The 21133-nt window shown below is 60.3% G+C and carries 21 protein-coding genes; 4 read left to right on the forward strand and 17 right to left on the reverse strand.

The features are described from left to right. Window position 1: 1 nt before the first annotated feature. From CR155_RS00060 to galE, 6 genes are all read right to left on the reverse strand, one after another. Window positions 2-1744, reverse strand: coding sequence for a type I secretion system permease/ATPase (locus tag CR155_RS00060; RefSeq protein ID WP_102067973.1), 1743 nt, complete (start codon window positions 1742-1744; stop codon window positions 2-4). Window positions 1745-1826: 82 nt separating this feature from the next. Then, window positions 1827-2615, reverse strand: a complete 789-nt coding sequence (locus CR155_RS00065; protein ID WP_102067974.1) for a SapC family protein — start codon at window positions 2613-2615, stop codon at window positions 1827-1829. A 55-nt stretch (window positions 2616-2670) separates the two neighbouring features. Continuing rightward, complete coding sequence (locus CR155_RS00070) at window positions 2671-3072, reverse strand: GtrA family protein (RefSeq protein WP_102067975.1); 402 nt, start codon at window positions 3070-3072, stop codon at window positions 2671-2673. 57 nt (window positions 3073-3129) lie between these two features. Beyond that, a complete protein-coding gene (locus tag CR155_RS00075) occupies window positions 3130-4545 on the reverse strand; it encodes an amidase (RefSeq protein ID WP_102067976.1) in 1416 nt (471 codons plus the stop codon). Window positions 4546-4770: 225 nt separating this feature from the next. Further along, entirely contained in the window at window positions 4771-6012 is a 1242-nt protein-coding gene (locus tag CR155_RS00080) for an ATP-binding protein (protein ID WP_102067977.1), read from the reverse strand. Window positions 6013-6241: 229 nt separating this feature from the next. Then, window positions 6242-7252, reverse strand: coding sequence for a UDP-glucose 4-epimerase GalE (gene galE / locus CR155_RS00085; protein WP_102067978.1), 1011 nt, complete (start codon window positions 7250-7252; stop codon window positions 6242-6244). Window positions 7253-7384: 132 nt separating this feature from the next. On the opposite strand from galE, the gene CR155_RS00090 reads away from it, so the two are divergent. Further along, complete coding sequence (locus tag CR155_RS00090) at window positions 7385-8134, forward strand: YdcF family protein (protein ID WP_102067979.1); 750 nt, start codon at window positions 7385-7387, stop codon at window positions 8132-8134. Here the strand turns inward: CR155_RS00090 and CR155_RS00095 are convergent. Continuing rightward, window positions 8127-9734 carry an aldehyde dehydrogenase (NADP(+)) gene (locus tag CR155_RS00095; protein ID WP_102067980.1) on the reverse strand — a complete coding sequence of 536 codons (1608 nt, stop codon included), beginning with the start codon at window positions 9732-9734 and terminating at the stop codon, window positions 8127-8129. The two genes, CR155_RS00090 and CR155_RS00095, sit on opposite strands and share 8 nt — an antisense overlap. Window positions 9735-9755: 21 nt before the next feature. Next, window positions 9756-10901: a 4-hydroxybutyrate dehydrogenase gene (gbd, locus tag CR155_RS00100; protein WP_102067981.1), complete on the reverse strand. Its 1146-nt coding sequence runs from the start codon at window positions 10899-10901 to the stop codon at window positions 9756-9758. Between gbd and CR155_RS00105 the strand changes: the two genes are divergently transcribed. Further along, entirely contained in the window at window positions 10891-11898 is a 1008-nt protein-coding gene (locus CR155_RS00105) for a LysR family transcriptional regulator (RefSeq protein ID WP_233213799.1), read from the forward strand. The genes gbd and CR155_RS00105 overlap by 11 nt on opposite strands. On the opposite strand, the gene CR155_RS00110 is transcribed toward CR155_RS00105, so the two are convergent. From CR155_RS00110 to CR155_RS00120, 3 genes are read right to left on the reverse strand one after another with little or no spacing between them, the layout of a single operon-like run. Beyond that, window positions 11893-12672: an SDR family oxidoreductase gene (locus CR155_RS00110; RefSeq protein ID WP_102068393.1), complete on the reverse strand. Its 780-nt coding sequence runs from the start codon at window positions 12670-12672 to the stop codon at window positions 11893-11895. The two genes, CR155_RS00105 and CR155_RS00110, sit on opposite strands and share 6 nt — an antisense overlap. A gap of 41 nt (window positions 12673-12713) precedes the next feature. Then, window positions 12714-13241, reverse strand: a complete 528-nt coding sequence (locus tag CR155_RS00115) for a YgjP-like metallopeptidase domain-containing protein (RefSeq protein ID WP_102067983.1) — start codon at window positions 13239-13241, stop codon at window positions 12714-12716. A gap of 47 nt (window positions 13242-13288) precedes the next feature. Further along, window positions 13289-14788 (reverse strand): M81 family metallopeptidase, encoded by a 1500-nt coding sequence (locus CR155_RS00120; RefSeq protein WP_102067984.1) that lies wholly within the window; start codon window positions 14786-14788, stop codon window positions 13289-13291. Window positions 14789-14883: 95 nt separating this feature from the next. Here CR155_RS00120 and CR155_RS20730 point away from each other — a divergent pair, with 95 nt between their 5' ends. Next, complete coding sequence (locus tag CR155_RS20730; protein ID WP_158238220.1) at window positions 14884-15027, forward strand: hypothetical protein; 144 nt, start codon at window positions 14884-14886, stop codon at window positions 15025-15027. A 21-nt stretch (window positions 15028-15048) separates the two neighbouring features. On the opposite strand, the gene CR155_RS00130 is transcribed toward CR155_RS20730, so the two are convergent. The 4 genes from CR155_RS00130 to CR155_RS00145 form a co-directional block, all read right to left on the reverse strand. Beyond that, complete coding sequence (locus CR155_RS00130; protein WP_102067986.1) at window positions 15049-16041, reverse strand: Bug family tripartite tricarboxylate transporter substrate binding protein; 993 nt, start codon at window positions 16039-16041, stop codon at window positions 15049-15051. Between the two features lie 66 nt (window positions 16042-16107). Beyond that, window positions 16108-16728, reverse strand: coding sequence for an RraA family protein (locus tag CR155_RS00135; RefSeq protein WP_102067987.1), 621 nt, complete (start codon window positions 16726-16728; stop codon window positions 16108-16110). 36 nt (window positions 16729-16764) lie between these two features. Continuing rightward, window positions 16765-17736, reverse strand: coding sequence for a Bug family tripartite tricarboxylate transporter substrate binding protein (locus CR155_RS00140; RefSeq protein ID WP_102067988.1), 972 nt, complete (start codon window positions 17734-17736; stop codon window positions 16765-16767). A gap of 33 nt (window positions 17737-17769) precedes the next feature. Beyond that, complete coding sequence (locus CR155_RS00145) at window positions 17770-18426, reverse strand: RraA family protein (protein ID WP_199171635.1); 657 nt, start codon at window positions 18424-18426, stop codon at window positions 17770-17772. 150 nt (window positions 18427-18576) lie between these two features. On the opposite strand from CR155_RS00145, the gene CR155_RS00150 reads away from it, so the two are divergent. After that, window positions 18577-19227 carry a GntR family transcriptional regulator gene (locus CR155_RS00150; protein WP_158238221.1) on the forward strand — a complete coding sequence of 217 codons (651 nt, stop codon included), beginning with the start codon at window positions 18577-18579 and terminating at the stop codon, window positions 19225-19227. A 10-nt stretch (window positions 19228-19237) separates the two neighbouring features. Here the strand turns inward: CR155_RS00150 and CR155_RS00155 are convergent, their stop codons facing one another. Both CR155_RS00155 and CR155_RS00160 read right to left on the reverse strand, forming a co-directional pair. Further along, complete coding sequence (locus CR155_RS00155) at window positions 19238-20059, reverse strand: M55 family metallopeptidase (RefSeq protein ID WP_102067991.1); 822 nt, start codon at window positions 20057-20059, stop codon at window positions 19238-19240. Beyond that, window positions 20056-21132 carry a DmpA family aminopeptidase gene (locus CR155_RS00160; RefSeq protein WP_102068394.1) on the reverse strand — a complete coding sequence of 359 codons (1077 nt, stop codon included), beginning with the start codon at window positions 21130-21132 and terminating at the stop codon, window positions 20056-20058. Before CR155_RS00160 ends, CR155_RS00155 begins: the two co-directional genes overlap by 4 nt. Between the last annotated feature and the right edge of the window lies 1 nt (window position 21133).

Below are 21133 nucleotides of genomic sequence, written 5' to 3' on the forward strand. Positions count from 1 at the left end.
GTCAGGCCTGCCCTTTCGCTACGATTTGCAGAGGCGTGGGGCCGCTGGCCGCGGCGGCGATTTGTGCCTGTTGCTGGCGCAACGCCTTCAACACATCTTCGCGCGGACCGTACAGTGTCATGACGCCCTCGCGCAAGACCAGCAGCTTGTCCACGGCATTCAGAATATTCATGCGGTGTGTAATAACGATGACTGTGGCGCCGCGCTGCTTCAAGTCGTTCACTGTCTGGACCAGCGCCGCTTCACCGACGTCGTCCAGGTTGGAATTGGGTTCGTCCAGCACCACCAGCGCCGGGTCGCCATAAATGGCGCGCGCAAGGCCGACACGCTGCTTTTGCCCGCCGGACAAGGAAGCGCCGCCCACGCCCAGCCGCGTGTCGTAGCCCTGCGGCAAACGCAGGATCATCTCGTGCACGCCAGCGCGTTGCGCGGCAAGAATCACCTTGGCGTCATCAGGCCCGCCAAAGCGCGCTATGTTTTCTGCAATGGTGCCTTCGAACAGCTCGATGTCCTGGGGCAGATAGCCAAGGTGCGGACCAAGTTCGTCTTTGTTCCAGTGGAATACGTCGGCACCGTCCAGGCGAACGTGTCCGGCCCTGGCCTGCCACACGCCAACCAGCAGGCGGGCAAGTGTGGATTTGCCCGAAGCCGATGGGCCAATCACGCCCACCACTTCGCCGGAACTCACCCCGAAGGAAAGACCTTTCAGAATGGAGACCGGCGCGCCCGGCGCGCTGGCAAATACATTTTCAAGCAGCACATCGCCCTTGGGCGCGGGCAAGGAGATTCGTTCACCGCGCGGCGGTGCTTCCTTCAGCATTTCGTCCAGGCGACCATAGGCCGTGCGCGAGGACAGCATGTGCTTCCAGGTGCCGATGGCAAGCTCCACTGGCCCCAGGGCCTTGCCCATGAGTATCGAGCAGACAATCATCATCCCGGCGGTAATCGTGCCGTCGATGACCAGCAGGGCGCCGGCGCCCAGAATAAGCGACTGCAGTGAAATGCGCACAAAGCGGGTGACCGTGCTGATACGCGCGGCGCGATCAGAGGCCAGCGTTTGCAGCGACAACACCCGACGATGCTGGCCGAACCAGCGTTCGCGCAAGCCGGGCAGCATGCCCATGGCTTCGATCACTTCGGCATTGCGCAGATGATTGTTGGCAAAGTTGCCGGCTACGATAGAGGCCTGGTTGGCCTCGGCCAGCGGCTTTTGCGTGGCGACATTGGTGATGTAGGCCAGCACGAACAACAGTATCGAACCCACCAGCGTGATCAGGCCCAGCAGCGGATGCACCATGAAGGTGACCGCTATGTAGATAGGCGTCCACGGCGCATCGAAGAACGCAAACAGCGCATTGCCGGTCAGGAACTGGCGCAGATTGGTCAGGTCGTGGATGGCTTGGGACGGGTTGCCGCCGGCTCGCACCAGGTTTTGTTCGAACGAAGCCGTGAATACGCGCTTGTTCAACAGCATGTCGAAGCGGTTGCCGACCCGAATCAGCACCGATGACCGGGCGAATTCCAGCAAAGCAGACAGCAGATAGACGCCCAGCACCAGTATGGTGAGCATCAGCAAGGTGGTCTTGTTGCCGCTGGCCAATACGCGGTCATATACCTGCAGCATATACAGCGAAGGCGTGAGCGCCAGCAGGTTGATGACACAGCTGAATGCCGCCAGACTGTAGAAGGTCTTGCGGAATCGGTAGAGAACTTCGCCCAACTCGGTGCGGTGGGATGACTTCATGAGTGGCCCTGTAGGCAAGATATGGCTGGCAGTATAGCGATTGCCAGGTGACAGTTGAAGATTCCCCGGTCAGGGACCTTGGTCAGCGCAAGCCGCCAAAGCTGATTATGCCGCTGTCGTTCAAGAATTCCAGGTCCAGGTCGCCAGTGGCTGTCTGCGCCAGCGCGGTCTGCGGCGTGGCGTGCGCCTGGGCCAGCTGGCCCAGCTTCTGCAGATGTTGCATGGACAACAACTGGCTGTAAATAAGCGGCAGGGCGCCAGCCTGGCGGACCTCTTCGAATGCCTGGGCCGGCAATTGGTTCAGGGCCGTTTCCTCAATACAATACAAGCCTTCTATAGTGTTCTCGCCCGCCACATTCTGCCGTTTGATGGACCAGGGCTGTATCAGGCCATGCAGCTGCAGGATTGCACAGATGCGCTGCGTGTCCTTGCGGTTTTCACTGACCTGGGACAAGAAGCCCAGCACATCCTTCAACGACTGCGCGGGCTCGCCATCGTCATCAAAAAATGGCTCGCCGCGGGTGTCGGACAACAGGCCACTGTCTTCGATGATGCACATGACCTGCTGGCCCTCCGGCGTATTGGCCAGCGTGAAGGGATAGCCGCGATACGCTGCCGGTACGTACTGCGACAGCCAGCGGCCGTCCGGCGCGACGTACAAATTCTGGCCGGGCTGCAAGCCTTGCACCGCCACGGGCACGAACCTGTCGTCGACCTTGATAAAGCCCACCGGCATTACCATGGCGGCCTTGGGCAGTTCTTGTGCTACCAACTGCGCAACAGCGTCGCCCGCTGCAAACGAATAAGAGGTATAGCGCTGCCAGCGTTTGCCGGCATGGTTTTCTCGGGAAATGGGTTGTAAAGCGGGCATTCGTACTTCCTGTAAGGCGAAGGCGCGTCCATTATAAGAGACGCTCTCTTCGCCCCTACTGGCCCGCCGTGTGGCGATACAACAGGAAGCGGGACACCATGAAATTGATCAGCATGCCCGCTACGCTGCCTGCCGCCACGCCAATGATCAAGTGCTGCTGCACCAGCGGGTAAGATAGCACCAGCCAACTGTAGACGCCGTAATTCACCGCCCCACCCGCCAGCATCAGAACCAGGTAGAAAAGGAATTCCCGCCTTCTGGTCAGTGCGGAGCGGCGCTTGCGAAAAGCGTAAGCCCTGTTGATGAGCCAGGTGGCGAGCACGGCCGCCACGAACGACACGCCGCGCGCGTAAAACGGACCCAGCGCTTTCGTCAGCGCATACAGGACGGCGGTATCGACCACAAAGCCGCACACGCCCGCTATGGCAAAAAACAGAAACTCGTGGATAGTTTTCATGAAAGGAAGACGTAAGCGTCTGGGCAGCAACGGCTTGCCAAAGGCCGATATGGTACGTCAATCTTGCATAACGGGAACGCGCAGATGCCAATATGTAACTGATTGAAACGACCGCCCCAGATTGATCAATGCCGCTTCGTCGAAGGCCTTGCCATACAGCTGCATTCCAATGGGCAAGTTCGATTCATCAAATCCGGCGGGAAAGGCCAGGCCACATGAGCCCAGAAAATTTCCAGGTCGTGTGAAGGCCGCCAGCGGCGTCTGCGTCTCGTCCACGTCGGTGACGGCGCAGGCGGCAATTGGCGATCCCGGCACCAGCAGCGCATCCATATTGCTCATCCAGGCGGCCCAGTCTTTGCAGGCTTGTTGATGTGCCGTGATGGCATGGATATAGTCCGCTGCCGAAATCGACGCCCCGCTTTGCACGCGTTTGCGCACCCACGGGCCGATTTCCAGGTCCATATTGTCGATATATTCAGCATGAATGGCATAGGCTTCCGCGGCAATGATCTGGCCGTTAAGCAGCATCATCTGGTGAAAGTCGAAGGGAAATTCCTGCTCGACAAAGGTTGCGCCCAATTCGGCGAATACGCGCACGGTGTCGTTTAACGTCCGGGCCACGGCCGGCGCGATCTCGACGGGATACGATTCCGGCGGTATCAGTCCGATGACCACCCCGGCCAGCGACTCTTCATCGCCAGGCACCGGCGCGTCCAGGTCGATACCAGTACGCGGTGCATGATGAGTACGGGCATCATGCTCGTCATAACCTGCCATGATTTTGGTGAGCAGTGCGGCATCCCAGGCGGATCTCGTCAAGGGGCCGAGCGAGTCCAGCGTCTGCGACAAGGTCGCGCAGCCATGCAGGCTGATCAACCCCGCCGTGGTCTTCAGGCCGGTAATGCCATTCAATGAGGCGGGAATACGCACGGAGCCGCCCGTATCGGAACCGATGGCGGCGGCGGCCATGCCCGCTGCCACGGCAACGCCGGAACCGCTGGAGGAACCGCCGGGAATGCGATGCGTGCGCATGTCCCAGGGATTCCGGGGGGTTCCCAACAAGGGGTTTGTTCCCCATCCGCCAAAGGCGTATTCCACCATTTGGGTTTTGCCCAATATGACTGCACCGGCGGCCACCAGCCTTTGTATGGCCGTCGCGGTCAGTGTGCTTTGCCGATCTGCCCAGGGCCTGGAACCCACGGCCATTTTGCGGCCGGCGATCTCACACAAGTCTTTCACCGCAATGGGAATGCCGTCCAGCGGACCCAGCACATAGCCATTATCCCGGCGCGCGTCGGCGCTTTGAGCCTGCATCAACGCCGCGTCTTCGTAGACTTCGACGTAGGCATTCAGTTGCGCGTTGTATTGCTTGATTCGATCGAGGTAAGCCCTGGTCAACGCCTGCGAACTGATTTCTTTACTCGCCAGCTTTTGGGCGAGTTGTTCGATGGGTAGAAACAGCAGTTTTTCCATTTTAATCATCCAGTTTCTGTGATCCGACTGCAAAATAACCACCTGGTAAACCGGGTGGTTATTCAATAATGCCATTTATCTGGCCCTTAATGCTTGGACCAGTCAGGGATGGGATAGATAGCTTTGGCCATGGGCAAGCTGCTGGTTGAAGAATGCCTTGCGTGGGTGCAGACCAACATGCCGGGCACGGGGTCTCTGACATAGGCATCTACGGTAACTACAGGCTCAATTCCCCCATAACGAAGATAAAGGCGCGGCCCAGATACGACCCCCCAATGGCATCGTCTCCGTGCCGTCGTACAGCAGCACTCCCATCCTGAATTGATCACCCGCGATACCGGCCAGTTTTTTCAGGCCGCGCAGATCGCTCTCCTTGATGGTGGCTGCGGCTTTCACCTCGACGCATACCAAGTATCCAGCTGCATTCTCGATCACGATATCGACCTCGAACTTGTCGGCATCCCGGTAGTACATCAAGCGATAGTCGTCGTCTGCAGTGGTCGTATGCTTAAGCAGCTCGCTAAAAACGAAGGTCTCCAGCACATTGCCAAACCGCGTGCGATCCTGCTGCACCTCATCGCCGCTCAAATCGAGCAGTGCCGCAAGCAAGCCGGAATCGATGAATTGCAGCTTCGGTGTCTTTACCACGCGATTGAGCCGGTTGCGTGCCCAGACATCGATGCGCTTGAGCAAGTACATGTGTTCAAAGACACCAACATACCGGGAAGCTGTCTTGCCATCCAGCCCCACCTGGCCGCCGAGTCGGGTGTAGTTGCACATCTGGCCTGCCGTCTGCGCAAGTGCACGCAGAAAACGCGGCAGTTGGTCCAGTTTCTCGATACCTGCCACGTCGCGGACATCACGCTGGATGATGGCGTCGATATACTGACGCGCCCACGCCATTCGACGTTTTGCGGAAGCTCTCGAAATTGCCTCCGGGTAACCGCCACGTAAGACTCGATCCATCAGATCTTTGCCCACGGAAGGTTGGTCTGCCTTCAGAAGCTGTCCTGCGAATGCGCTGTCTATCCAGTTCGCAGGGCTGATTTCAATTTCGCTTTGCGACAAAGGCAACAGCGACAATGTCTCGATCCGGCCAGCCAACGAGTCAGCGACGGTGGGCAGTGCCATCAGATTGGCCGAGCCGGTCAGCAGGAAACGCCCGGGACGCCGATCTTCATCCACGCTTTTCTTTATGGCCAGGAGCAGCTGGGGAGCACGCTGGACCTCATCGATCACTGCCCGATCCAGGCTGCGTATCATGCCGACAGGGTCTTCCCGTGCTGACAACCATGTCAGTTGATCGTCCATGGTCAGGTAGCGCAAGCCCTGCTGCTCTGCAATTTGACGCACCAACGTTGTCTTACCCGCTTGGCGAGGGCAGACCAGCAGGACCACTGGCGTGTCCTGCAAGGCCTCAGCGATGCGTTGCTCGATTCTTCGCGGATAATGAGATGTCGTTTCCATAAGACGACGATATCGTAAATTCCGGAAATTCTCAACGTAAATATCGGAATTTATTGTCGTAAATCTCGGAATGACTCAACGTAAATTTCGGAACGTCTTAACCTATAATCGGCCACGAACATAGGCATTTACCGCAAATCAGCTGGAAACGTGGTCCCTGAACGCCCCGGACGCCGAAGCACTGGATGACGTTTTTACGGCGTAGACGTGCGCCATGTGGTGCCACCGCTCAGACGCTACGATTTGTCTCCCAGCGCCAGGCGTCGTCGCACATTTCCTGTATACCTTTCTCGGCCCGCCACCCCAGCTTTTGGTAGGCTATTTCCGTATCAGCCCAGCACGCGGCGATATCGCCCGGACGGCGCGCCACCAGGTCGTAGGGTATGGTCTTGCCGCTGGCCTGCTCGAAGGCGCGGATCATGTCCAGCACGGAGTAGCCTTTGCCGGTGCCCAGATTCACAGTCAACAATTCCTGCTCTTTCTCCAGGCAATGGCGCAAGGCCTGTACATGGCCTTGCGCCAGGTCCATGACGTGGATGTAATCGCGCACGCCGGTGCCGTCGGGCGTGTCGTAGTCGTTGCCAAACACCTGCACCTTGGGCCGCTGTCCGGCGGCCACTTGTGCGACGTAGGGCATGAGGTTGTTGGGTATGCCCTGCGGCGCCTCGCCGATCAAGCCGCTGGGATGCGCACCCACGGGGTTGAAGTAGCGCAGGCGTGCAATGCGCCAGCCGGCTTCGCTGCGATACAGGTTTTCCAGTATGTCTTCCACCACCAGTTTTGTATGACCGTAAGGATTTGTGGCCGAGCGCGGATGATCTTCGGTAAGGGGCAGCTTTTGCGGGTCGCCATAGACCGTGGCCGAGGACGAGAACACGAAGCTGCGCACGTCCGCCCGTTGCATGGCGGCCAGCAGCAGCACGCTGCCTTGCACGTTGTTGTCGTAATAGGCCAGCGGTATCTGGGTGGATTCTCCGACCGCCTTCAGGCCGGCAAAATGCAGCACGGCAGTAATCTTGCGGGTTCGGAACAGCAATTCCAGCGTTTCCGGATCGCGCACGTCGCCCTCGGCAAAATCCGGGCGCATACCCGTGATGCGGGTAATGGCGTCCAGTACGTCAAGCGAACTATTGCTAAGATTATCCAGGATAAGGACGCGATAGCCGGCCTGCTGCAAGGCTACCGTGGTGTGGCTGCCGATAAAGCCGGCGCCGCCTGTGACGAGTATGGTTTGAGTCATGAATGAGTTCGGACGAATGAATCGACAAGGGCCTCATCATAGAGCACTGCGGGAGTTTTGAAGCGCGCGGCTGCGGCCTGTATGGACGCCTGGACGGTGACCTATAATCGGACACACATCTGAACCCTACCCATGACGTCCACATTCAATTCCACTGTTTCGCAAATCGTATTGCTGCCGGGCAGCCTGCTGCTGCTCATGATCGTCGGCTGCATTCTGCTGGCCGCGCGCTGGCGGCGGTCAGGCTGGACCTTGCTTATCCTTGGCATCGCAAGCCTGGCCATCTTCAGCATGCCGGTGACGGCGCACAAGATGATACGCAGCCTGGAGTCCGCCGGCGCGGTCAACCCGAAAGATCTCGGCAAGGCGCAGGCCATCGTGTTGCTCAGCGGGGGTGTGCGACACAGCCAGCCGGAGTACGCGTCGGACGTATCCAATAGTGCGACGCTGGAACGGGTGCGGTATGCCGCCTTTCTGCACCACCAGCATAATTTGCCCATCATGGTGACGGGCGGCGACCCCTCAGGGGGCGAGCCCGAAGGCTGGATCATGAAACGCGAACTGGAAACGGTGTTCGACACACCGGTGCGCTGGCAGGAAACCGAATCCACCAACACGGCGGAAAACGCCGAATTTGCCCGGCGCGTCCTGGCGCCGCAGGGCGTGGATACGATTGCGCTGCTGACGCACGCCTGGCATATGCCGCGCGCCAAAAAAGCCTTTGAACGCGCGGGTTTCACCGTGATTGCCGCGCCCACGGTGTTTCACGTCGAGCCGGTGCAGCGCATCATGAACTTCATCCCCCAGGCCGATTACCTAAGCCTGGCCAACAAAGCGCTCCACGAGTGGGTGGGGATGGTTTGGTACCGGTTGCCTAGATAGCCTGGATGGCGTCTTTGGTGAATTCGCCATTGACCAGTCGCAGCACCTTCAGTGGATTGGCGTTCTGCAACACGGGCGGCAACAGGGCGTCGGGATAGTTCTGGTAGCAAACCGGTCGCAGGTAGCGGTCGATGGCCAGGCTGCCCACCGATGTGCCCCGCGCATCGGACGTGGCCGGATACGGGCCGCCGTGCACCATGGCGTCGCACACTTCAACACCGGTGGGGAAACCATTGAGCAAAAGACGGCCGGCCTTTTCTTCCAGGATGGAAACCACGGCCGAATGATCGACGACTTCGGCGTCGGTGGCGATCAGGGTGGCGGTCAGCTGACCATGCATGACGCTGAGGAAGGACGTCAGTTGCTCCTGGCTGTCGAAGGTGACCAATACGGTCGAAGGCCCGAACACTTCCTCTTCCAGCGGCGCATCGTCGTGGTCGAGCAGCAGGCTGGGCTTGGCCTTGAACACATGGGCGCTTGCCTTGCCGTCGTGTGCCGCGCCCTTGGCCAGTACCTCGATGCCCTTCAATCCTTTCAATCGCTTGATGCCTGCCTCGTAGCTGTCCAGCGCGCCACGGTTGAGCATGGTCTGGGCCGGCATGGCCGTGAAGGCTTGTTCAAGTTCCTTGGTGAAGGCAGTCAATTCGGGCGATCGCACACCCAGCACGAGTCCGGGACTGGTGCAGAGCTGGCCGCAACCCATGGACACCGATGCGGCCAGGTCGCGCGCGATAGCCGCGCCGCGTTCCTGCAAGGCGCCCGGCAGCAGGACGATGGGATTGATGCTGGACATCTCGGCAAAGACAGGAATCGGATCGGGGCGGTTTGCCGCCAGATCGCACAAGGCGCGGCCGCCTTTGAGGGACCCGGTGAAACCCACGGCCTTGATGCCGGGGGCCTGCACCAGACGGGCTCCCACGCCCGTGCCGTAGATCATGTTGAACACGCCCGCCGGGATGCCGCAACGCTCGCGCGCCCGTTCGATGGCGTCCGCCACGCGCTCGGACGTGACCATGTGACCGGTATGCGCCTTGACGACGACCGGGCAGCCCGCGGCCAGCGCGGCCGCGGTATCGCCGCCGGCCACGGAAAATGCCAACGGGAAATTGCTGGCGCCAAATACCGCCACTGGCCCCATGCCTATGCGGCACAGACGCAGGTCGGGACGTGGCATGGGCTGGCGCTGCGGCAAGGCAGTGTCGATACGCGCGCCATGGAAGTCGCCGCGACGCAATATGCGGGCAAAGAGGCGCATCTGGTTGCTGGTGCGTGATCGTTCGCCTTGCAGGCGCGCCGCGGGCAGCGCGGTTTCATTCGAGACCTCGGCAATGAAGCCGTCGCCCAGCGCGTCGATTTCTTCGGCAATCTGGTCCAGGAACTCGGCGCGCTGATCGATGGAAACATTGCGGTATTCGCGATAAGCATCGCTGGCCGCCTGCACGGCCTCGTCAATTTCTTCCGGCGTGGCTTGCGAGAAGCTGACATGATAGGGCTTGCCGCTATCGGCGGCTATGCTTTGCTGTGTGGCTTTCCCTCGCGCGCTGCGCCGTCCGCCTATGTAGTTGTGTCCCAGGATCTGGGTGCTGACGATATCGTTCATTTGTCTATTTCCTTGATGGGTTTACATGGACCGTTCCAGCATCCGGACGTAGTCGTCCGACGATGCCTCACGGGGATTTGTCTTGTGGCTGTGGTCGGCCAGCGCCCCTTGCACGATGCGCGGGAACTGATCTGGCGACACACCCATTTCGGCAAGGCCAGAGGGCAGGCCCAGTCGCGTGTTCATTCCGAGTATCGCCGCGCCTATGGCCGGGGCGGTGGCATCGGGCAATTGCATGGCCTGTGCCATGCGTTCCAGCTTTTGCTCTTGCTGCATCGAGAGCGACGCTGCATTGAATTCGATGACGGCGGGAAGAAACACAGCATTCAGTGTGCCATGGTGCAGCTGCGGGTCGAGGCCTCCCAGCGAATGGCTCAGGCTGTGCACACAGCCCAGGCCTTTCTGGAAGGCCATGGCACCCTGCATGGAGGCGCTCATCATGTTCAGGCGCGCCTCGCGGTCTTGCGGCTGGGTTGTGGCCGTTTCAATATGCCGCCAGGCGCGGCGCAAGCCATCAAGGGCAATGCCGTCAGCCGGAGGATTAAAGGCCGGCGACATGAAGGTTTCCATGCAATGCGCGATAGCGTCCATGCCCGTGGCGGCCGTCAGCAATGCGGGCAGCTCCAGCGTCATGGACGGATCGCAAATCGCGGACTTGGGTACCAGGTGCGGCGAAAGCACGCCGACCTTGCGGCCGTCGTTCAGGATGAGGATGGCGCCACGCCCAACTTCGCTGCCCGTGCCTGCCGTGGTGGGAATCGCAATGACGGGCGCGGTCGCGGCCGTGATGCGGGATGCGCCGCCTTCGATGACGGCAAAACTCTTGAGCTCGCCATCGTGTGTTGCGCACACGGCCGCGCCCTTTGCCAGGTCGATGGACGAGCCGCCTCCGACCGCAATAATGCCGTCAAAGCCGCCCTGCCGATACACCTGCGCGGCAGCCAGCACCGCGGCTTCGTTGGGATTGGACGGCGTGCCGTCAAACACTGCGCCGGGATCCGCATCCCTCAACTGGGCCAGCACCCGTTCGACCAGCCCCGCCTTGCTCACGCCGACGTCGGTGACGATCAGGGGACGCGTTATGCCGATACGATCACATTCCTGTTGCAGGGTCGCCAGAGCGTCGTAGCCGAACTGGACCTGGGTGATGTAGTTGATGAGCGCCATGGTTGTATCGCTTTTCGTTATAGTTTGGAAAAGGGCTGGAGATATCCTTCCAGCAATTTACGATAAACACGTCACTTTGAACACTAAGCGGCACGCATACAGGTATAAGTTTCATTCTTCCCTGACGCAGCCGGGCGCCAGCAAGGCCTTGCAGGAAATCGAAGCCATCTTCGGCGTGCCGCTGTTTGTGCGCAGCTCGCGCGGATTGGTCGCCAATGAAATGGGGCGTTGCGCCATCCGCTACGCCCGGCTGATGCAGACCGACCTGGCCCACTTGCGCGGCGAGATGGAAGACATCCTGCAAGGACAGGGCGGGCGATTGAACGTGGGCGTGATCATGGGCGCGGTACCTTTGCTGACCGAGGAACTGACCCGGCTGCTGGCCCAATACCCCGACGTGGCGGTGGAAATCGTGGAAGACACCAGCGCGCGGCTGCTGCATCTGCTGGATCGCGGCCGGCTGGACGTGGCCATCTGCCGGCGTTCCGTTAGCGCGCAGCCGCAGCTGTACGACAGCATCGACATCCACCACGAAACCCTGGCCGTGGTCAGCAGCATCGACCACCCCATGGCCGGCCGCGGCCACCTGGAACTTGTCGACCTGAATGCCTCGCGCTGGGTCGTCTATTCGGCCAACATGCCCATGCGCCGCCTGCTGGAACGCGAGTTCTACGAAGCCGGGCTGCGCTTTCCACACCGGCTTTTCGAAACCACGTCGGCCTTCGCCACGCTGGCCCTTCTGCGCCGCCAGCCGGATATCGTCGCTCTGCTGGCCTTGGACGTGGCCGAATTCTTCGCCTCAATGGGCGTCATGCGCATCCTGCCGTTGGAACTGAAATCGCGCAGCGAGCCGTATCAGCTGGTGACCCGCCGCGGCGCGGCACTGTCGCGCGCGGCGCAACTGTTCCTGCAGTCGTTTCATGATGCGCCCGAGCCGTCGGTGGGCCCGGCCAACGCACCCGTCACCAAAAATGCGCCGAAGATGGCCGGCCTATAGCATGCCCGGGTAGATACCGCCGTCCAGGACCAGGTTCTGCCCTGTTATGAAGCCCGCCTGTGCACTGCATAAGAAAGCGCAGGCATCACCGAGTTCATAGGGCTGGCCGTAGCGCTTGGCCGGTATGGACTTCAGGCGCGCCTGCATGATTTCCTCGATAGGCTTACCCGTATTCTGCGCCGTCTTGGCGGCCGTTTCCTTGAGCCTGTCGGTTTCGAAGGGGCCCGGCAGCAGATTATTGATCGTCACGTTATGTTCGACTACCTGCCGTGCCAGGCCTGCGACAAAGCCGGTCAGGCCGCTGCGCGCGCCATTGGACAAGCCCAGTATATCGATGGGCATCTTGACCGCGGCCGAGGTGATGTTCACGATGCGCCCGTAACGCTGGTTGATCATGGAATCGATCACATGCTGGATGAGCGCAATAGGCGTGTACATATTGGCATTCAGCGCCGCCATCCAGTCGTCCTTGGACCAGTCACGAAAGTCGCCGGGCTTGGGGCCGCCAGCGTTGGTGACCAGGATGTCCGGCATTCCCGCCACCGAGAAAGCCTGCTCGCGGCCCTCAGGTGTGGTGATGTCGGCAGCCACCGTGGTCACCTTTGCACCGGTGGCCTGGCGTATGGTTTCGGCCGATTTTTCCAGCAGCTGTGCCGTGCGGGCGACGAGCGTCACTGAGACGCCCTCGCGGGCCAAGGACATGGCGCAGGCATAGCCCAGTCCCTTGCTCGAACCGCAAACCAATGCGCTTTTACCTTGCAGGTGTAAATCCATGAATGCCTCGTGTTGGTTGATTGGTTGCTGGGCAGTGTAGGTCAAGCCTCTGCCAAAGTACGGGTGGGGTCCCACAAATTGCCGCCGCCGGGCTGGTCCAGATGCGTCAGGTACAGGCGCAGGTCGAATTCGTATTGGTGATAATTCGGCTCCATGCGTTCGCACAGATAGTAGAAAGCCTTGTCGTGCTCGCGCTCCTTCAGGTGAGCCAGTTCGTGCACGGCGATCATTCTTAGAAAGGCTTCCGGCGCCGACCGGAATACCGTGGCAATGCGGATTTCGTGCTTGGTTTTGAGCTTCATGCCCTGCACGCGCGAAATGGTGGTGTGCGTGCCCAGCGCGTGGGCGATCACCTGCATCTTGCTGTCGAACATCACCTTGCTGATGGGTGCGCCATTGCGGATATAGCTGTTCTTCAGGTCGACGACGTAGTCGTACAAGGCCTTGTCGGTGCGCACCCCATGCGCCTTCGGATACCGGCCGAGCAGCACATCGGCCAGCTGTCCGCGATCAAGCAGCAGCTGGACTTTATTGTGCGTGTCGGGGGAGTAGCCCTTCAGGTATTTCATGCCAGGATTGTAAGGCCTGGCATATAAACACGAGCGACGCGGCACACTTACGCCACCTGGAAGGCTTCCCCGCAAGGATCCAGCCTTATTCCCACAGGCAGGTTCTTCCAGGGCAATTGTTTCAGGATCATGGGCATGGAGCCAGGCGCGGCGCCGACAATGATTTCTTCGGCAATGGGGGCGAAGTCGGCACGGAAGTGCACAGCGCTCTTCACGACCAGAACGGCCTGCTCGGTGGGTTCGATGCCCACAAAGCGAAACATGGCCTGATCCGCCATTTGCACTTTCTGCGAGGCCAGGACCACGCGCACACCGTCGATCAGCAGGCATGCGGACAAGCCCATATCGAGGTTGAACCCGTGATAAAAAGGCCCCGTGGCGGCCGTCTTGCCGTCCGACAGGCGCTCGATAAGAAAATCGCCTTCAAAGGGTTGGTCGTCAGGCAAGCCCGCGTTGCCGCCGATGGCAATGCGAATGCGCTGCCCTTCTCCCGCTTCGTGTATTTTCGCGGCGGCGGCCGGGTCGACGATCATGCCGATAGCGGCACGCTCTGCCTTGTTGCGCAGTAAGGCGCGCAGCATGCCCGTTGTGTCTGAATTGCTGCCCGCACCTGGGTTGTCCTGGGCATCGGCAATGACGACAGGCTTGGAACTGGTCAGCGATTTTGCCATGGCGTACTGCACCGCTTCGTCGGGACTGTAAAGTTTGCCGGCGAACAATGATTCCGCTGCATTGACGGCGGCTTCCAGTTGGTCGGCCGCCGCATCGGCACTGGCTTGGTCGTCTGCGTACGCCCAGATCACAGGTGAACACTCTTTGAAGTCTGCCGCCGGGAAGCCCGTGGCGAACGACACATGGGTGACGTCATGCTCGAGCTCCGCGAGTTGCTGATACAGGCCTTTGGATGGCTGTATGTCGGTGCACTGCCAGCAGATGGGAATCAGGAAAGGCAAACGGCGTACGGCGACCTTGGGCCGCACACCCTTGGCCAGCCGCTGTTGCAGCTGTTGGTACGCCCGGGCGCCGGTTTCGGCCATGTCGACATGGGGATAGGTGCGATAGGCGACAAGTATGTCGGCCTCGTGCAGCATTTGCGCAGTCACGTTGGCATGCAGGTCCAGGCTGGCCACGATAGGCACGTCGGGCCCGACCACCGCGCGCACCCGGCGCAATAGTTCGCCTTCGCCATCGTCGAAGGTCTGGGCCACCATGGCACCGTGCAAGTCCAGATACACGGCATCAACGGGCAAGGCGGCACTGATGCCGTCGACAATCATCGAGGCGATGCGTTCGTAAGTGTCGGCGGCAACATGCGCCGATGGGCTGGCTGCGCACCACGTCGTAGGGATGACTGTGTCGCCTGCATCTTGCGCGCATTTCACAAAACCGGCGGCGGGAATATTGGCGCCGGCAATCGCGGGCCAAATGGCGTCACCCGACACCAGGCCCGGCCAGCCGCCACCGGCCAGGAAGGCGTCCCAATCGGCCAGGTCAGGCGCAAAGGTGTTTGTTTCGTGTTGAAAACCGCCATAAACGATACGTAGCATGGTTATTTCTGCCTCTCGTGAGTGTGTGTTTGCACAGTATGCCGGCGCGCTTCAGATTTTTGGATAGCGTTAGCCAAGGCGGCGCAATCGGCAGAATGGCGCTGGTGCTGGACGACCTGACCAAGGGACGCCTGGTGCCGCTTTTTGCCAAAGCAGTTCGATCAACAGCTTCTTATTATTTTATCTCCACCAGCCAGGCCATGGATAATATAAGCACTATCGAAACCTGGCCTGGGTAACTGCCGCGATCCAGCCAACCGCTATTCCATCTTGGCGCCGGATATCTTGATGAGTTCGCCGTAGCGTTTGATTTCGCTATTCATGAACGCAGAGACCTGCTCCGACGTTTGCGCTGCGGGCACCTGGGCCCCCATGGCTTCCAGCTTCGTTTTCACTTCCGGGCTCTGAACAACCTCATTGACTTCCTTGTTCAGGTAGGCCAGCACATCGGCGGGCGTCCCGGCGGGAGCCACAATGGCATACCAGGCCGACGCATTCATGCCTTCCAGGCCTTGCTCCTTGAACGTCGGCACATCCGGCAAAGCGGCAACACGCGTCTCCGAGGCGACCGCTAGTGCGCGCAGGGAACCTGCTTTCACTTGTGCAACGGAGCCGGTATCGATCATGAAGTCAAACTGGCCCGCCAGCAAATCGGACACGGCCGGACCGCTGCCTTTATATGGGATATGGACAATATCGATCTTGGTCAAATGCTTCAATAGCGAGGCGGCCAAGTGCTGGGACGATCCGACACCGGCCGAACCATAGTTCAACGCGCCCGGATTGGCCTTCGCTGCGGCCAGCAATTCGCCGAACGTCTTGTATTTGGAATCCTTATTCACTTCCAGGACATTCGGGATCGAGGCAACGAATGCGACCGGTGCAAAGTCGCTATCTGCCTTGAAGCCCAGCTGTTTATACAAATGCGGGTTGGCCGCATTGGTCGAGCTGGTTGCCACCAACAAGGTGTAGCCATCGGCCTTCTCGCGTACGAACGCCGCCGTGCCTATATTGCCGCCCGCCCCGCCACGGTTCTCAATAACCACGGGCTGCCCCACGCGTTCGCTCAGACCCTTGGCGACGAAACGCCCCAGCACATCGGTGGCGCCGCCCGGCGCCCAGGGCACAACCAGCTTGATGGGTCGCTCTGGATAGGTCGCGGCAACGCAGACGCTGCTTGCGGCGACGCCCAGCAGGCCGACGGAGCCGGCTACGATGAGGCGTTTGAACGTGGAGACGGAATGGGTGGTCATTGCGGAATATTCCTGATTGCTGAAGAGATAGGTATTGAAGGGCTTGCGAACAAGGCTTGCGTTCTGCTAAACCAGCTGTGCCTTCAAGGCGGCATCGATCCAGGCGTCGTCATAAACGCCCTGGGCGATACCGGCAAGCACTTTGGTTTCGTTCGCCATCCGGCTGCGACTGGTGGCCGCCACTTCTTCGGCCCGGGCACGCGGAATGAATACCACGCCGTCGCAGTCACCCACAACGATATCGCCCGGGTTCACCACACAACCGTCGACGGACACCGGAATGTCTTGTTCGCCAGGTCCGTTCTTCAGCGGACCCTGGTGGGTGATGCCTCTGGAGTAGCACGGAAAATTGTGGGTCTTGAAGGCGTCGCTATCGCGTATGGCGCCGTCGATCACGAAACCGGCGACGCCGCGCATGCGTGCGGCGCTCATCATGATTTCGCCCACGAGTGCGCGTTCGACATGGCCCTCGCCATCGACCACCAGGATCTGTCCCGGCTTGATCTTGCGCAGGGCGTCGTGGATATACAGGTTATCGCCGGGGCGTACCTTGACGGTGTAGGCGGTGCCGAGCAGGCCGCCGCTGGCGTGGCGGGGCACAAGGCGGCGTGCTCCGGCGATCCGGCGCATCGAGTCGCTGATGATGGACGAGGGAATGCCCTCGAACAATTGGGCCAGGGTATCCATTGCTATTCTCTCTAAAAAGGTCGCGGTGATCCGGAATCAATCTACTTTGGCGCCCGACTTCTGCACCACGTCCGTCCACACGGGAGCGTCCTTGGCGATGAAATCGGCAAATTCCTGCGCCGAGCCTGCCACATCCGAGGAGCCCATCTTCTCCAGGGCCTGCACCGAGTTCGTTGCCTTCAAGGCCACATTGACCGCCTTGTTCAACTGCTCGATGATGGGCTGGGGCGTGTTGGCGGGTGCGAAGACACCGTACCAGTTCTCGATGATGAATCCCGGAAAGCCCGATTCGACCATGGTGGGGACATCCGGCAACACTTTGGTGCGCGTGGGGCTGGTGGTCGCCAACGGGCGCACGGCGCCTGACTTGATATGCGGTAACAGCACCGTGGTTGTTTCGAAGGCGATCGGCACATGCCCGGCGATCACGTCCGTCAAGGCCGGGCCTTGTCCCCGGTAGGGAATATGCAGCATCTCGACGTGCTTGCTCTGCTTGATCAACTCGCCGGCCAGGTGCTGCGGACTGCCGCTGCCGCCCGAAGCGAAGCTGTGCTTTTCGGGCTCCTTCTTCAACGCGTCCAGAAGCTCGGCGGGTGTCGTGGCGTCCATTTTCTTGGGGTTCACGTATAGCACCAGCGGCACCGCGGCGACCTCGGCCACCGGCGCCAGGCTTTTCACCGGATCCAGGCGCAGCTTGTATAGGTTCCGGTTGATGACGATGCCGGTATTGTTGCCCAGCAGCAGGGTGCAGCCATCGGGCTTGGCGCGACCGACGAATTCCGTGCCGATGTTGCTGCTGGCGCCAGGCTTGTTGTCGACGATAACGGGCACGCCCAATTCTTCCTGCATGGTCGGCGCCAGCATGCGTGCCAGAATGTCGGTGGTGCCGCCGGGCGGATAGGGCGACACAAAGGTCACATTGGCGCAATCCAGCTTTTGAGCCCAGGCGGCGCTTCCGGCTGTCATCGCCAACGTGGCCAGAATTGCCGTGGCAAGTTTTTGTTGCATTGTCATCTCCCGTTTTTATACAGATGCGCGGTCTTATTTGCGCCGTTGCAGTGTGTGATAGCCCAGTTTTTCGCGGGCCGCTTTCAATGTTGATCCTGCCATCACTTCGTTCAGAATGTCTTTTTCGATCAGGTGAGTCGCCAGGGCGCGGTCAAGGACTTCTTTTGCCCTGTCCTGCGGTATGACCACAATGCCGTCGCGATCGCCGACGATAATATCGCCCGCATTGACCCGCACATCCCCAAGTGAAACGCTGGTCCCCACGGCCTCGACCTGGACACGGTCCTTGCCGGTGCGCATGAAGACGCCGCGGCTGAAGATGGGATAAGCGCACTCCACCGCTTCGGCCGAATCCCGGCAGACGCCATTGATGACCGTACCCCCAATATTCCTGGCTTTTGCAATCTGGCTCAGTATGCCGCCCCACACCGTGCAGTCGGTACGTCCGCTGTTGTCCAGCACGATGACTTCGCCCTCTTCCACGTCGTCGATGAAGTCGCCCACCGTGCCGACCGCCCCGGGATCCACCGGCGCAAAGCGCACCGTAAAGGCGCGACCCATGATGCGATGAGTCCCCGTCACGGCCGACAGGCCCAGCGCGCTACCCGGCAGCCCCAGGAAGTCCAGGGCATCGGATATCTCGGCATTCGACAGCACTTCGTACCTAGGATCCTTCCAGTCGTCCATCATCGACCTCCATCACGTTATCGGGCAATTCAATATCGATTGTCGGACAATTTATACCACACTATCCGCCATGTATCGCTATACTTTGCCGACAGAAAACTGACATCGAGTTTGCGGGCTGCTTTCTATCGGCCTCTTACTCGTCCCGGGGCCATGACAAGCAAACGTTCACAGATCGCGAAGACAGTAAGGGAGCACATCCTGGCGGGCAACCTGCGTCCCGGCGCCCGGCTGACCGAAAAAGCATTGTGCGAGCTGACCCAGGCCAGTCGATCGTCGGTGCGCGAGGCCCTGCAGATGCTGGAGCAAGAAGGCTATGTCAGCAATCAGCCCAATCGCGGGGTGCGCGTTGCCGTGCTGGACGTGCAGGAGGCGGCCGATATCTATCAAGTCCGTTCCGTGCTGGAGGGTCTGGCGGCACGCAACTTCATCAACATGGCCACCCCCGCCCAGCGGGAAAAGCTGGACCAGACCTTGTCGCAGCTGGCTGTATCGGTAGAAGAAAAGGACGTTGCCGAACAGTTGGAGGCAATCGAACTGTTCTACGAGGCGCTGCTCGAGGGCTGCTACAACCGGGTGCTGAAAAGCAGCCTTGAAGCGCTGCATGGCAAGATATCACGCCTGCGCGCCACGTCCATCCTGAGTCCGGGCCGCATCAAGAACACCTTGCAGGAAATGGCCCGGATAGGCGCAGCGATACGCAACAACGACGAAGAAGAAGCCTGGCTGGCCTGCGTGGAACACATGAGGCAAACCTCGGCCGTGGCGATCAGGGTGATCAGCCATTTGAAGGAGCGCGGTTGATGGGATCGACTCAACGCAACATGAACGACATCGCCGAAAAACAGTTGAGCGTACGCACGACGTCGTAGACAGACTCTGTCTTGAAGTTCAGGGTGTTTCCATTGATGCGCGACACCGTGGGCAGCTGGCAGAACAGGTCGGCCTGGCCGGGCGTCTGCGTCGTCAACTCACACTCGAATATCGGGCCGTCCAATCGCAAGGGCTTCAAACTGGAGACGTTTCCAATTGCAGCGACCGAGGCTTGCTGTATCAATGCGCAGGCACGCGCCGGCGATAGCGATACGCAAGTGGCATTGCCTTGTGCGCGCTTGGTCTGCACCGTCACGACACCGGGAAACATGGCTTCGGTTTCAGCGAGGAAAATATCGTCGCCCGTCAGCAAGGCTACAGGCACGCCGTGTTCCCCGGCCAGCGCGCCATAAAGACCCGCCTCGCCCAACTCTGCGCCGTTGACCACTACCCGCCTGAAGGCAAAGCTGTTGATGGTATGCGCCAGTATTCCCCGCTCCTGCGCGCGGGCATGGTATCCGACCATGAAGACGGCGTCGCAGCCGTGCTCGACGCCAGCCATCATGCCCATATAGCGCGGCTTGCCTGTCACCATTTCGGCTCTTTCGTCCAGCTCGTCCAACAGAAGGTTGCGAAAACTCCCGTGGGAATCATTGACCATGACGTGCGTTGCGCCGCCGTCGAAGGCGCCGCGTATCGCAGCGTTGGCTTCGCTCGTCATCCATCGCCTGGCCCGTTCATACTCACCATTGCCGCTGCGGGTTTGTTCGGCGTGCGTCACGCCGGCCACTCCCTCGATATCCACTGAAACCAACACTCTCACAGAATTGTCCTTTCAAATAATTCACGCCACTCGGGCAGGATTTCCGGTATTGCCAATCGCCGATGACCCGCCCTCCCAGAGACGGTGGTTGCGGACCACAAGGCATTGACGATGGCCTGCTCGGTGGCCTCCGCCGCGGCTTCGAATAGCGGGTCCAGCATGGATTCATGAACCAGCGCAATTCTAGGCGCCGGCGTATGAGCCTCAGCAGGAATCTGATATGCCGTCGTGAAGGCCAAGGCGAAATCGCCGCTGCCATGGCCATAGACAGATCCTGTACGGGCCAGGCCCGCGCCCGCGCGCTTGGCAAGTCGCTGTAGTTGCCGCGCCTCAAGCGGCGCGTCGGTGGCGAGCACCATGATGATCGAACCCTTTTCCGGCTCGTGACTCATGACGGTATTACCCGCAAGCCGGTTCTCTTTGTCGATAAGGCGTCCAAGCGGGCGCCCTGCAACCGTCAGGTTGGAAAGACGGCCAAAATTGGCAAGCACCAGCGCGCCCATCGTATAGTCTTGATTCCCGCCCGTTATCAGGCGAGAGGCCGATCCGATACCACCCTTCATGGAGAAGCAGGACATCCCGCGGCCAGCGCCTACGGACCCTTGTTCGAACGCCGAAGCCGCCGAACGATAGGCTTCAAGATAGTCATTGGCCGACACCGAGAAAGCCTGGATATCATTCAGGTAACCGTCATTGCATTCGAACACCAGCGGATTGCAGGTAGGCCACCCGCGGCCAATGTGCGGGTGCCGGCCCACAAGCTGCCGAATTTGCGCGGTCGCGATTTCCCCGACCGAGAATGTGTTGGTCAGGGCGATCGACGTCTCGAGCACGCCGAGCTCCTGCACTTGCGGCAGGCCCACACTTTTACCGAAGCCATTGATGACGGCGACGGCAGCAGGAACCTTGTTCAGGAACTCGTCGCCGGGATGCGGCCGGATGACCGTCACGCCCGTTTGTACGTCGCCGGTCGCCAAGGTCGCGTGGCCTACTGTTACACCGGGAACATCCGTTATTCGGTTGCCGGCTCCAGCCGGCAGGCTGCCCACGCGGGGCGCATCGATATGGAACATG

Origin of the sequence: Pollutimonas nitritireducens, from assembly GCF_002849615.1 — a bacterium.
GTDB lineage: Bacteria > Pseudomonadota > Gammaproteobacteria > Burkholderiales > Burkholderiaceae_B > Pollutimonas > Pollutimonas nitritireducens.